General features: G+C 60.3%; 14 protein-coding genes. 4 read left to right on the top strand and 10 right to left on the bottom strand.

Going from position 1 to position 12869, the window contains the following annotated elements; genetic code table 11:
• Positions 1-5 precede the first annotated feature (5 nt).
• Genes EDE09_RS09040 through EDE09_RS09030 form a run of 3 tightly spaced genes read right to left on the bottom strand, consistent with a single transcriptional unit; the run spans position 6 to position 3614 of the window.
• On the bottom strand, positions 6-1151 hold the full coding sequence (locus EDE09_RS09040) for a serine hydrolase domain-containing protein (protein WP_132409865.1): 1146 nt from the start codon (positions 1149-1151) through the stop codon (positions 6-8).
• 36 nt (positions 1152-1187) lie between these two features.
• Positions 1188-2192, bottom strand: a complete 1005-nt coding sequence (locus EDE09_RS09035; protein ID WP_132409863.1) for a lipid A biosynthesis lauroyl acyltransferase — start codon at positions 2190-2192, stop codon at positions 1188-1190.
• Between the two features lie 9 nt (positions 2193-2201).
• Positions 2202-3614 carry a cytochrome P450 gene (locus tag EDE09_RS09030; RefSeq protein ID WP_132409861.1) on the bottom strand — a complete coding sequence of 471 codons (1413 nt, stop codon included), beginning with the start codon at positions 3612-3614 and terminating at the stop codon, positions 2202-2204.
• A gap of 187 nt (positions 3615-3801) precedes the next feature.
• Between EDE09_RS09030 and EDE09_RS09025 the strand changes: the two genes are divergently transcribed.
• Positions 3802-4122 (top strand): DUF1236 domain-containing protein, encoded by a 321-nt coding sequence (locus EDE09_RS09025; protein ID WP_112801882.1) that lies wholly within the window; start codon positions 3802-3804, stop codon positions 4120-4122.
• Positions 4123-4194: 72 nt separating this feature from the next.
• On the opposite strand, the gene EDE09_RS09020 is transcribed toward EDE09_RS09025, so the two are convergent.
• Positions 4195-5388, bottom strand: coding sequence for a hypothetical protein (locus EDE09_RS09020; RefSeq protein ID WP_132409859.1), 1194 nt, complete (start codon positions 5386-5388; stop codon positions 4195-4197).
• A gap of 231 nt (positions 5389-5619) precedes the next feature.
• Between EDE09_RS09020 and parC the strand changes: the two genes are divergently transcribed.
• Entirely contained in the window at positions 5620-7872 is a 2253-nt protein-coding gene (gene parC, locus EDE09_RS09015) for a DNA topoisomerase IV subunit A (protein ID WP_112801886.1), read from the top strand.
• Here parC and EDE09_RS09010 read toward each other — a convergent pair whose 3' ends face one another.
• The 6 genes from EDE09_RS09010 to EDE09_RS08985 form a co-directional block, all read right to left on the bottom strand.
• Positions 7873-8262 carry a type II toxin-antitoxin system death-on-curing family toxin gene (locus EDE09_RS09010; RefSeq protein ID WP_245505099.1) on the bottom strand — a complete coding sequence of 130 codons (390 nt, stop codon included), beginning with the start codon at positions 8260-8262 and terminating at the stop codon, positions 7873-7875.
• Positions 8259-8480 carry an AbrB/MazE/SpoVT family DNA-binding domain-containing protein gene (locus EDE09_RS09005; RefSeq protein WP_132409857.1) on the bottom strand — a complete coding sequence of 74 codons (222 nt, stop codon included), beginning with the start codon at positions 8478-8480 and terminating at the stop codon, positions 8259-8261. Before EDE09_RS09005 ends, EDE09_RS09010 begins: the two co-directional genes overlap by 4 nt.
• A 90-nt stretch (positions 8481-8570) precedes the next feature.
• The gene (locus tag EDE09_RS09000; protein WP_132409855.1) at positions 8571-9332 is read right to left on the bottom strand and encodes an arginyltransferase; all 762 of its coding nucleotides are present in this window, start codon (positions 9330-9332) and stop codon (positions 8571-8573) included.
• 127 nt (positions 9333-9459) lie between these two features.
• Complete coding sequence (locus EDE09_RS08995; protein ID WP_105372028.1) at positions 9460-9918, bottom strand: RDD family protein; 459 nt, start codon at positions 9916-9918, stop codon at positions 9460-9462.
• 60 nt (positions 9919-9978) lie between these two features.
• On the bottom strand, positions 9979-10989 hold the full coding sequence (hemB, locus tag EDE09_RS08990) for a porphobilinogen synthase (protein ID WP_132409853.1): 1011 nt from the start codon (positions 10987-10989) through the stop codon (positions 9979-9981).
• An 87-nt stretch (positions 10990-11076) separates the two neighbouring features.
• Positions 11077-11457 (bottom strand): cupin domain-containing protein, encoded by a 381-nt coding sequence (locus tag EDE09_RS08985; RefSeq protein WP_132409851.1) that lies wholly within the window; start codon positions 11455-11457, stop codon positions 11077-11079.
• A gap of 119 nt (positions 11458-11576) precedes the next feature.
• Between EDE09_RS08985 and EDE09_RS08980 the strand changes: the two genes are divergently transcribed.
• A complete protein-coding gene (locus EDE09_RS08980; RefSeq protein WP_105372025.1) occupies positions 11577-12008 on the top strand; it encodes a DUF6163 family protein in 432 nt (143 codons plus the stop codon).
• 240 nt (positions 12009-12248) lie between these two features.
• Positions 12249-12764 carry a MarR family winged helix-turn-helix transcriptional regulator gene (locus tag EDE09_RS08975; protein WP_105372074.1) on the top strand — a complete coding sequence of 172 codons (516 nt, stop codon included), beginning with the start codon at positions 12249-12251 and terminating at the stop codon, positions 12762-12764.
• The last annotated feature ends 105 nt before the right edge of the window (positions 12765-12869 follow it).

Genomic DNA, 12869 nt, shown 5'->3' with positions numbered 1-12869 from the left:
ATCCCCTAGAAAGACGCGCTGACGGCCTTTTTCAGGTCGAGCGTGAACTGGCCCCACATGCCTTCGAGTGTCGTATTGGTGAGCCCGACGGCGGTGACATTCCTGACGGGATCGATGAACCAGTGGTGGCCGTAGACGCCGCCCCATTGCAGGCTGCCGGGTGAGACCGGCAGGCCTGCGGCTTGGGGGTCAAGGATGACCGCCCATCCGAAGCCGAAACCGAAACCCGGCCGCGTCGGTTCGAGCAGGGCACCGACCTGATTGGTCGTCATCTGGCGGACCGTCGCTTCGGAAAGCAGCGGCGAACCGCCCTTGCGGATCGTCTCCAATATGGTGAGCACGTCGGCGGCGGTGCCTGCCATGCCGCCGCCGCCGGAATGGTAGGAGCCGAGGTTGAAGATGCGGTCGGGCGCAAAGGTCACGAACCCGTCCAGTGCCCATAGCTTTTCCGTATCGCCCATGCGCTTCGGTTCAGGCGTTCCGTCGACATAGGCGGCAGCCAGCCGGCCTCTATCGACGACGGTGAATGCCGTATCGGAGAGGGCAAGCGGCCGCATGACGAGTTCCGCGACCACGTCGCCAAGCCGTTTGCCGGTTTCCTTCTCGATGACGCCGCCGAGGACGTCCATCGAGACGGAATATTGCCAGCCGGTGCCGGGTTCGAAGAGCAGGGGCGCGCTCGCGATGCGGCGCAGGTTTTCGGCAAGCGACAGGCCCGGCTGATCGACGCCGTCGGATACTCCGGCGCGCACATAAGGGCCGTTCTCCGCTGCGAAACAATAGCTGAGGCCGGATGTGTGGGTCAGCAGATGGCGTATCAGGATGACCGGTTCGCGGCCGTCTTCGAGGCGCGGGCGAAAATCCGGCAGCCACTTCGTCACCGGGTCGTCGAGACCGATGCTGCCCTGTTCCACAAGCCGCATGGCCGCGATCGTCACGATCGGCTTGGTGATGGAGGCAAGCCGGAAGATCGTATTCTCCTTGACCGGAATACCGGCCTCGCGGTCGGCAAAACCTGCTGCCCGGCGATAGACGGTCTCGCCGTCCTTTGCGATGAGAACGACGGTTCCAACCAGCCGTTTCGAAGTCAGCGCTGTATCGATCGCTTCATCGATGGCGGCGCAGCGTCTCTCGGAAAAGGAAAGATTCATGACGGAAACCCTTTTGCTGACGACGGGAATTAAGGCTCACGCATCAGTTAAGGCGTTGTCGAGGAAATACCACTGATCGAGATGCGCGCGGATGACAGGTTCGATCGCGTCGTTGAGCAGCTTCACGTCGTCCAGCAGGCGTGAGCCGGGTTTCTCTTCCGCGGGCAATGTGATGGGCGGCAGGAAATGCGCCTCGAAGCGGAACCCTTCGGTCCGGATATTGTACCAGGGGCAGATCCTGGCGCCGGACAACCTTGCCAGGCGGATTGCAACGGCCAGATTGCCTTCCAGATGCGGCTTGCGGCCGAAGAATGGCCCGCGGATCTTTCCCGAAACGCCCTCGTCGCAGAACATCGAGATGACGCCGCCTTCTTTCAGCACCTTGACCGCCGGCCTTATGCCCTGAACGCCGGGCGGCAGGAAGTTCAGACCGCCCTTGCGCCTCACGCGCTCCGAAATCCACGCCTTTGCCCGGCCTTTCGGGGGGATGTAGTTGGCATAGGGGCGGATCCCCTCGTTGTGAAGAATCGTTGGCCCGATCTCCCAATTGCCCAGATGCATCCCAACAATGATCGTCGGGCCGGCACGGACGGAATCGACTAGGCGGTGGAAATCGTGAAGCTTGATCCGGTCCGGATGACGAAGAAGCCGGTTGATCACCGAAAACTCCGTCATGATCCTGCCCTGGGCTTCCTGGTTTAGGCGCAGGATGGTTTCCCGTTCGGCTTCGCTTTTGTCGGGTAGCAGGCGCGCAAGGGTCGCGCGGCCTCGTCTGACGGCGACCTGGTGAAACCTCGGGATCGCGAAGGGCCCGAGCCAGCGGCCGAAATTGGAGCATGCATCCATCGTCAGCAGCTTGAGCCCGAAATGCACGAACAGATCAACCGCATTGCCGAGGTTGTCGTCGATCCAGTAGCGGCGGAATTTCCTTCGCTGGTCTGCGGTTGAGAAAAGATCGGAGATGGGTGGCGCCTGCTCCACCGCAAACCGCCACGCCTTGCGTTTTCTCAGTGACGGTTCGGGATTGTTCCGGTCCGGCATCAGTTCGCCCTACCGCCGATGCAGGGTTACGGGCAGCCCCCCGCGCGGCCGCAGCGTCAGCCGGCAGACCGGCTCCACCTGGTGGTCTTCCGGCACCCGCAGGCGGAACCTCTGCGCCAGGACCGCGAGGCAGAGGATCGCCTCCGTCAGGCCGAACTGGAGGCCCGGGCATATGCGTGGGCCGCTGGCAAATGGAATGTAGCTATAGGGCACCGGGCGTCTTTCGATAAAGCGCTCCGGCTTGAAGAGGTGTGGATCTTCAAAAAGCGAGGGTGTCCGGTGCAGAAGCCACGGCACGATCATGACCAGTGCAGCCGGCTTCACGTCGATATCGCCGACGCGATCGGCCTGTTTGGCCTGCCGCGCGAGGATCGGAACCGGCGGATAGAGCCGCAGCGTTTCTTCGATGACCGCCGTGCACCATTTCAGCTTCGGCACGTCCTCGACCGTTGGCACATTGCCGCCGCAGACCTCGCCGATCTCCGCATGCACCGCCTCTTCCACCCAGGGAGCCTTGGACAGGAGATACCAGGCCCAGGTCAGGGTCGCAGCCGTCGTCTCGTGACCGGCCATGAAGATGGTCGCCGCTTCGTTGCGCAGTGCGACGACATCGAGGTTGAGTTCCGGATTGCGCTTCTGCCGGCGGATCAGCAATTCCACCATGGAATTGTCGTCGCCCTTGCCGGCCAGATGATCCTCGATCACGCGGTCGATGATGCGGTGGATGCGCTTGACCGAGCGGCGGAGCGACGGTGTGCGAAGCTGCGGCAGGCCTTCGTCGAAACCGAGGAAATAGCCGATATTGATGGAATCGATCAGTGCCTGGTAGCTGGTGAAGCCTTCGGTCACCATGTCGGCGCTTTCCTGGCCCAGATCGTTCCCGAACACGCTGCGGGAAATGATTTCGGCGGTCAGCCCGGCCATTTCGTAGAGGACGTTGACCGTGGCGCCGTCGCCAAGGGCGTTCCAGCGCTCGACAAGTTCGAGCGAAGTATCGGTCATGATCGCGCCGAAGGCAGGAACGCGATGTTTGTGGACGATGTCCGAGACGAGCGGGCGTCGCTGCTTCCAGGTCTCGCCATCCGAGATGAACAGGCCGTCGCCCAGGAGATATTCCAGCGCGCGGCGCATCTGTGGCGATTTGCGCTCGAAATTGTCATGACGTGTCGCGACCACGTATTTGATCGCTTCCGGAGAGTTCACCACCATGACCTGGCGCCCGAGAAGCTTGATCTCGGAGTTGCGTTCGGAATAGTCGTTCTGCCGCCAGATCGACAGGAAATCACGCCGGGCAGTCAGAAGCCGCTGCAATTGATTGCCGGGCTGGCCGTTGTAATAGGAGGCTCGCGCCGGCTCCAGCCGCTTTTGGGGCGTGTTGAGCGTCTCGATCGTCCGGGTTTCCGCAGCAAGCCACGACAGCATCAGTTAGGGGCCTTTCGTCAAATCGACGGTCACGGATATCCCGCAGCGCCGCCTCAGCGGTTTTCGCCTGCACCTCATTCCGGGTCAAGGCATCAGACGGGTATTCATCTGACGTGATGGGAAGATTGCGGAACCATCTCACGGTGCTTGTGTTGTTAGGGCAGCAAGAGAACAGGGAGAAAAGAACATGCGCAAGATTTTGCTGGCTGCATCCGCGGCTTTGATTGGCCTTTCCGGTGCTGCCTACGCCCAGACGACCGTTATCACCCAGGATCCGGTGACAACCAACTCCACGGTCGTCCTGCCGGGCGAAGTCCGCACCTATGTCATGGAGCAGAGCGTTCCTTCGGTGGCCTATGAAGGCACGATTGCCGTCGGCACACCCTTGCCGGAAACCGTCGAGGTTCACACCGTCGAAGGTCATTCCGACTATGCCTACACGGTCGTCAACGACCGCCGCGTTATCGTGAACCCGCAGACCCGGACCGTGATCCAGGTTCTGGAATGAGTTTCAGATCAGAGACATCCTTTAACGGAAAACCCGGCGAGCGGTCGCCGGGTTTTTTGCTGTTTGCGAATATCAGTCGTTCGCCGTGACCTTGACGCCAAGCACTTGCGGCAAGGTGTTCGGCGCACCCATGGCGGCGCCCATGATCATCGGGAAAGGCACGCCCTCCGCCGGCTCGGCGGTGACGGTGAAGCTGCCGGGCTTGTCGAGATAGGTATTGACGGCAGCGCTCAGCATGTTCTGCAGTTCCGGGACGTTGTATTGCGCGAGCATGAGCGGCGTCATGCCCTTGAGCATCTGCGCCATCTGCTCGCCCGTCGTGCCCTGTTGCTTGCCCGCATAGTCGAGCGCGCGCTTGGTAATACCCGCGTCTTCGAAACGGACTTCCATGCTGTTGAAAGTCAGCCGCTGCATGAGACCGAGCATGGCAAGGCCGGCCGCCTGCTGGGCTTCTTCCTTGTTGGCGTTCGCTTCCATGGCCTTTGTCGTTTCGTTCAAGGATTTGATGAAATCCAGCGTATAGCCGGAGAAGCTCATGGCAAGATTCAGGCGGCCGATATTGGCGAAGTCGAACGCATACTCCTCGAGTTCAAGAGTGCCCGGTTCAAGTTCCCAGCTGCCCACCATGCTGATGCTGCCATCGAGCGCCTTTATGCCGAGCTGCTGGAGCGCGTCCTTCGCCTTGGCGTCCTCGACCAGGCTCAGGTCACCCTTGATGTCCTTGACCTTAAGGTCAAAATTGACCGCGGAGTCGTCGTCCGCAACCTCGGAAGTCATGACCATTTCACCGACCGAAAAGGCTTGCTTTCCATCGAACGTCGCCGTCGTCGCACCGACATGAGCCTCATTGTAGAGCAGCACGGCGTCGATCGTGTTACCGGTCGGATCCGCCGGAACTGAAAGGCCGCTGATCGACAGGCCAGACGCCTTGAAGCCGAGACCGTCCTGCGCGATGTCGACATCGTCGAAAGTCACCGTCTCCACGAGATAGCTGCCGTTGTCTTCCTCCACCCCCTTTAGGACGATGGTGCCTAGCGGAAAAGCGCTTTCCTTGGCGGCGGCCACCGTGAATTTGGCATTGGTCAGCGTGACGTCTGAACCGGTTGTCACGACCTTTTCGGCGGAAAGGCCCGTACCGCCTTGGACAGAGAGGGCGTTGTTGATCTTGGCCACAACATCGTTGCCATCCAGGGCGAGGGCCTGCCCGGAGAAAGACACGAAGGCTGCACCAGCGAGAAGAAGCCGGGCTTTGTTGTAGTATTTCATAATATTCCTCCTGGGGCAGGGCGCCCGCAATTTGCGGATGTCGAAGTTGAGGGCGGCAGTTATAGGCGACGGCATTAAAAGGTCCATTGCTTTGTTCCACATTCCTCTGGGCAAAATTGCGGCTTCCCCGGGAGGGTAAACAAAAGATAAAGCTGCTTCCGACGGCTGTTCTCCACAGGCGCTTTGTCGGTGATTCTTGCCGTGAATCAGGCTTTCCGCTAGTCAAGGGGAATGGGACAAATAGTAAATCCGCCCGGTGACGGCGGCGACCACATTCTTCCGGTGGACCTCAAGGCAGCGCTCGAAGAGCGTTATCTCGCCTATGCGCTTTCCACCATCATGCATCGTGCCCTGCCGGACGTGCGCGACGGGTTGAAGCCGGTGCATCGGCGCATCATCCACGCCATGAGCGAGATGGGCATCCGACCGAACTCCGCTTTCAAGAAATGCGCGCGTATCGTCGGCGACGTCATCGGTAAGTTCCACCCGCACGGCGACCAGTCGGTCTATGACGCGCTCGTGCGCCTTGCCCAGGATTTCTCCCAGCGTTATCCGCTGGTCGACGGGCAGGGCAATTTCGGCAACATCGACGGCGATAACGCCGCCGCCTACCGGTATACCGAAGCCCGAATGACCGATGTGGCGGCTTTGCTGCTCGAGGGTATCGAGCAGGACGCTGTCGATTTCCGGCCGACCTACAACGAGGAAGATGACGAACCGGTTGTCCTGCCGGGTGCTTTTCCCAATCTTCTGGCGAACGGCACGTCGGGGATCGCCGTCGGTATGGCGACATCGATCCCGCCGCACAACGCTCATGAGCTCTGCGATGCGGCTTTGCATCTGATCAAGCATCCCGACGCAACGGTCGAAAAGCTGGTCGAGTTCGTGCCCGGCCCCGATCTGCCGACCGGCGGCATCATCATCGACAGTCGTGAATCGATCATCGAGGCCTACAAGACCGGTCGCGGTGGCTTCCGCGTGCGCGCCAAATGGGAGACGGAGGATCTCGGCCGCGGCGGATACCAGATCATCGTCACCGAAATTCCGTTCCAGGTGCAGAAGTCGCGGCTGATCGAAAAGATCGCCGAGCTGCTGATCGCCCGCAAGCTGCCGCTGCTTGAGGACGTTCGCGATGAATCGGCGGAAGACGTCCGGATCGTGCTGGTGCCGAAGAGCCGGACGGTCGACGCGACGTTGCTTATGGAATCGCTCTTCAGGCTGACCGAGCTGGAGAATCGTTTCCCGCTCAACATGAACGTGCTTTCCATGGGCCGAGTGCCGAAGGTCATGGCGCTCAACGAAGTGCTGACCGAATGGCTGGCCCATCGCAAGGACGTGCTGGTCCGCCGTTCCCGCTTCCGGCTGGCGGCCATCGATCGGCGCCTGGAAATTCTCGGCGGCCTGCTGGTCGCCTATCTCAATATTGATGAAGTGATCCGCATTATCCGGGAGGAGGACGATCCGAAGCCGGTGATGATGGCCCGCTGGTCGCTCAGCGACGTGCAGGTCGAGGCGATCCTCAATATGCGGCTGCGCGCCTTGCGCAAGCTCGAAGAGTTCGAGATCCGGACCGAACACGACAACCTCTCCAAGGAGAAGGCAGACATCGAGGCGCTGCTCGCCTCAGACGACAAGCAGTGGCAGACCGTGGCCTGGGAAATCCAGGAGGTGAAGAAGAAATATGCCAAGGCGACCGAGCTCGGCCGCCGCCGCACCCAGTTCGCTGAGGCGCCGGAAGCCGATGTCGACGCGATCCAGCAGGCGATGATCGAGAAAGAGCCGGTCACCGTCGTCGTCTCCCAGAAGGGTTGGATCCGCGCATTGAAGGGGCATATGTCGGATACGTCGAGTCTGACCTTCAAGGAAGGAGACGGGCCGAAGCTCGCCTTCCCGGCGCAGACGACTGACAAGCTTCTGCTCGTCACGACAGGCGGAAAGGCCTATACGCTCGGCGCCGACAAGCTGCCCGGCGGACGCGGCCATGGCGAACCGGTCCGCATCATGGTCGACATGGAGAATGACCAGGACATCCTGACCGCCTTCGTGCATGATCCATCGCGCAAGCTGATCCTGGCTTCGACCGCCGGCAACGGCTTCGTGGTGGCGGAAAGCGAGATGATCGCCAATACCCGCAAGGGCAAGCAGATCATGAACGTCGCCATGCCGGACGAGGCGAAGCTGGCCGTGCCGGTTTCCGGAGACCACGTCGCTGTCGTCGGCGAAAACCGCAAGATGCTGGTCTTCCCGCTTGCCCAGCTGCCGGAGATGACCCGCGGCAAGGGCGTGCGACTGCAGCGCTACAAGGACGGCGGCATTTCCGACATCAAGTGTTTTGCAATGGCGGAAGGTCTTTCCTGGGAAGACAGCGCCGGCCGCTCGTTTACCCGCAACAAGGAAGAGCTCCTGGAATGGATGGGCGATCGCGCCACCGCCGGCCGCGCCGTGCCGAAGGGCTTTCCGAGAAGCGGCAAATTCGCGGGGTAGTCAGGGATAGGGAACGGTGTGATCGCGCAGAAAACGCGTCGCACCTTCCTCGTAGATCTCGCCGGCTGCCACGGCGAGGACGAACTCGATAACATCGGCCTGACTTGCTTCGATGAGGTAACCGTTGATGAGCAAGAAGGTAAAGGCGGCCAGATAAGCGGTTCTCTTGTTGTCGTCGGAGAATGGATGGTTGCGGGCGAAACCGTAAAGATACGACGCCCCTAGGAGAAGAGGTCGTCTTCTCCATAAGCGTGTTTGTGAAGAGGCCGGGCAAGTGCCGCTTCCAGGGCGTTCTCGTCCTTGAGTTCGGGCAGGCCGCCGTGCTCCGCCCAGTTGTTCCTGATGGATTGTTTCAATGGCCTGCCGCGAAAGCCATTTGACAGCTTTCACTTGGCAAGTTCTTTCAAGGCGACGCGATATTTCTGCATGCCAAGCCTAGCGGCCTTCAATTGCTCAGATAGATCAGCATGCTCTGAAACGAGTTCGATGTTGGCGCCGTTTTCCCGAACTTCCAGGCTGTCTCCGGCCTTCAGTCCCATACGATCCAGAACCTCCTTGGGAATGATGATACCCTCGGAATTTCCTATTCTGCGGATAGTCACGTTCATGGCTCGGACTCCTGCTCGTTGCAACGGCGTTATAACATGCCGCAAGCTCGCGGACAGCCAATGTTCCGCTGGTCTCCCAACTGACCGAATTCAGGTTTCGGTCGAGGAATCGAAAATCTCCCAGCCCCTTGGGGTGAGATGCTCCTGTGGCTGGAAGCGGGTCTTGTAGCCCATTTTCGCTGAGCCTTTGACCCAGTATCCGAGATAGACATGGGGAAGCCCGAGCGACCGCGTGCGCTCGATGTGGTCGAGGATCATGAAGGTTCCGAGCGAGCGTTTTTCGTGCTCGGGATTGAAGAACGAATAGACCATCGACAGCCCGTCGCTCATTATGTCGGTGAGCGCCACCGCCATCAACTCGCCCTTCGGCTGCTCGCTGATGCCGGAGCCAGGCTCGCGTTTGCGGTATTCGATAATGCGCGTGTTCACATGCGTGTCTTCGACCATGATCGCATAGTCGAGCGCGGACATGTCGGACATGCCGCCCCGCTGATGCCGGTCGTCCAGATAGCGGCGGAAGAGCGAAAACTGTTCCGTGGAGGGCTGAGCCGGATAGACGGTCGAGACGAGGTCGTTGTTCGTGGCAAGCACCCGCCGCATCGAGCGGTTCGGCTCGAAATCATTGGCGAGGATGCGGACGGAAATGCAGGCGCGGCAGGATTCGCAGGCGGGACGGTAGGCGATGTTCTGCGATCGTCGGAAGCCGCCTTGCGTCAGAAGATCGTTCATCTCCGCCGCCCGCGGGCCTACCAGGTGGGTGAAGACCTTGCGCTCCATTTCACCCGGTAGATACGGACAAACTGCCGGAGCCGTCAGATAAAACTGCGGTGAGGGCGTCGCCTGGGTGTTCATCGAGTCGCGGTTGTCCCGTCTTTATTGACGTAAATGTCATAGCATGGCGCATAAAAGTAAAACGTCAACCATATGCCGCCTCCGGCAGCATAACCCGGTTGATAAACCTTTCGCCATTGACCGATGTTTAAGCCGTTCGGATGACGACGGTGCCGAGCAGCAGGTCGTGAACGAGGCGTGAGCGTTCGATGAAGAGGCCCGCCAGGAGAATCAGCGGCGTCAGCACCGAATTGATGATCCAGAAGATTACGGTGTGAGCAACCGCCGTCAGGAAGTCGATCCGTCGTCCGTCGAGGCGCGTCATGGCAAGGCCCATCGCACGCATGCCGGGCGAGGCCTGGCTGGGCCCGCCGAGCGTCAGGCCGAAATAGAGCAGCGCCACGATCACGAAGAGGGCCGGGTAGAGCATGAAGCCGAGGCCGAGCGTGATGATGCCGAGGAAGAAAACGACAACCGCGGCCGGGATGCAGAGCAGCAGCACGATGAGGTAATCGATGATGAAGGCGAAGACCCGGCGGGAGAGCACGCCGCTATAGGCGCGCCAGTCATCCGGTGCGGCATAGGTCGGATTTGGGTCGAGGCTCATCGGTGTCGGGCTCCTGTTGGTCAGGATGAATATGGGGGGCCCGATCGGCCGCCACAAGGCTCACCCCTTCGCCAGTTTCTTTGCGACGTCCATGGCGAAATAGGTGAGGATGCCGTCGCAGCCGGCGCGTTTGAAGCATAGCAGCGTCTCCATCATGATACGGTCGCCGTCGATCCAACCGTTCATCGCGGCTGCCTTGATCTGCGTGTATTCGCCGGAAACCTGGTAGGCGAAGACGGGAAGCCCGAAGGCTTCCTTGATGCGCCAGCAGATGTCGAGATAGGCGATGCCCGGCTTCACCATCAGCATGTCGGCGCCTTCCTCCACGTCAAGGGCTGCGTCGCGAACCGCCTCGGTGCCGTTGGCAGGCGAGATGTAGTAGCTGTTCTTGTCGCCCTTCAGGAGACCGCTCGTGTTGATCGCCTCGCGATAGGGTCCGTAGAAACCGGAGGAGAATTTTGTCGCATAGGACATGATGCCGACATTCTGGTGGCCGGCGGCATCGAGCCCGCGGCGGATTGCGCCAATGCGGCCGTCCATCATTTCCGACGGCGCAATGATGTCGGCACCGGCATCCGCCTGCATAACCGCCGCCCTGACGATCTGGTCGACCGTCTCGTCGTTGACGATGACGCCGTCGCGCAGGATGCCGTCGTGGCCATGGCTGGTGAAGGGGTCCAGCGCAACGTCCGTGATGACGCCGATATTCGGAACGGCTTTTTTGATGGCCGCAGTCGTCTGGTTGATCAGGTTGTTGGCGACGAGGCTGTTGGAGCCGGTTTCGTCGCGCAACTCCATCTCGATATCCGGGAAGGTGGCAATCGCGGGAATGCCGAGATCGGCGGCCTCTTTCACCGCTTCGACCGCCTTGTCGATGCTCATGCGGCTGACGCCCGGCATGGCGGCGATCGGATCGACAATGCCGCTGCCGGGGACGATGAAGATCGGCCAGATCAGATCGTCGACCGTCAGCCGGTTTTCCTGAACCAGCCTGCGCGTCCAGTCGGCCTTGCGGTTGCGCCGCATGCGGCGGTGGCCGGTGATCTCGTCGACGAGATGCGTCTTGTCCATGGCTGATCTCCGTAATTGTGCGGTTGGGCCGCTCCATAACACGAGGTTCCGTGTTTATGAATGGGCGGGATCGCCGCAGCGCCGTGATCAGATCCAGAGATCGTTCTGAGCAGTCCGGTCGCCGCCCTCATGGCCGGTATTCAGGGTGCCGCGTGGTTCGATCAGCATCATCTGCACCTCGTTTTCCGCAAACGGCTTGTGCTCCACGCCCTTGGGAACGACGAACATCTCTCCCGCACCGATCGTGACGGAGCCGTCGCGGAAGTCGATGCGCAGAACGCCTTCCAGAACGATGAACGTTTCGTCGGTCTCCGGGTGGTCGTGCCAGATGAAGTCGCCTGAGATGCGCACCAGCTTGAATTGGTAATCGTTCATTTCGGCAACGACGCGGGGCTGCCAGAAGTCTTTAATTCGTCCGAGCTTTTCGGCCAGGTTGATCGACGTCCGGGAAAGGTTGTTGTTGCTCATGTCGGCTCCTTCAGTGGGTAGCGATATCTAACAGCCGGTTCGAATGTGCTCTTGAACGTTCGTGCAGTCCGCGACACAGATACTGGCAGGGGAGGTGACACCCCGATAAGGTGGAGCGTATGGAACCTGATTCACCGATGGCGCCGAAGCGTACGCTCACTGAAATCCTTTATGTGGTCTTCCTGCGGATGATTGCGGTCGCCTGCTTCTGGTTCGGGCTGCAATACTGGGCCATGCTCGTCGGCTATTCGCTGCATGGCGCGGCCCGCTTCGATCTGCTGACCCTTCCCTGGAAGGTGGCAGCCTCTTCGCTTGCCGTGCTTTTCCCGGTCGCCTCGCTCGGTCTCTGGCTGACGGTCTCCTGGGGACCGGTGCTCTGGGCGCTCGCCGCTGGTTCGCAAGTCCTGATGTATATGGTCTGGCCGGACATCTTCGGACACAACCGGCTCGTGCCCCTGATGCATGGGCTGATTGCTGCGCTTTATGTCGTTTTCCGCCTCTCTTTATGGATCGAAGCGCGCCGCAAAGCCGAGCGGGTAAGGATTGAGTAACCCTGAAATTAAAGCTTTGGCGGCCGGTTTTGACGGAAAAAATCACGCTAAACCATTGAAAAATAACAGGCGATGGAGGCGGCGCCAAAGTGCTGCAAAGGGCGGCGGGAATTCGAACGATGGCGTTAAGCTTTTGTTAGGTCTATGTTTTAAGTCGAATTTTATGCGTATTGGATAGTGTCTGTCTCAAGGCGGGAAGAAAACAAACACCGCCAAACAAAACAGAGTGAGGCAGTCATGATGAACACGAAACTGAAGCCGCAGGCGGCACCGGCAGTAGCAGATACGCATGAAGAAACCATCCGCTCCCTGTATATGGAGTCGCTGCACCTGGTGGAACGTCTCCACCGCCGTCTTCTCGATGTGATCAAGGACGAGTTCGACCGCCAGGGCCGAGACGATGTCAACGCGGTGCAGGCTCTCCTGCTGTTCAACATCGGCAATTCCGAACTGACCGCCGGCGAACTGCGCTCCCGCGGTTACTACCTCGGCTCGAACGTCTCCTACAATGTGAAGAAGCTGGTCGATCTCGGCTTCATCAACCACCAGCGTTCGCGCATCGACCGCCGCTCGGTCCGCATCAGCCTGACGCCGGACGGCCAGGAGATCGCAGAAACCGTCGCCAAGCTCTACGAGCGCCATATCGGCTCCATCGAAAAGGTCGGCGGCATCGGCGAAGGCGAGTTCGGCCAGATGAACAAGCTCCTGCAGCGTCTCGACCGCTTCTGGAACGACCAGATCCTCTATCGCCTGTAATCGGCAAAACCCCGTCTGCCGCCTTATCCACGAGGCGGCGGCCGCCCAGAAGACCTCCATCAGCGATCGGAACCGGATGCGTCCCTGCGTATCCGGCTCTCGCGT

The sequence above is a fragment of the Neorhizobium sp. S3-V5DH genome (assembly GCF_004343065.1).
GTDB classification, from domain to species: Bacteria; Pseudomonadota; Alphaproteobacteria; order Rhizobiales; family Rhizobiaceae; genus Neorhizobium; species Neorhizobium huautlense.
This window is presented reverse-complemented; position numbering and strand designations above follow the sequence as displayed.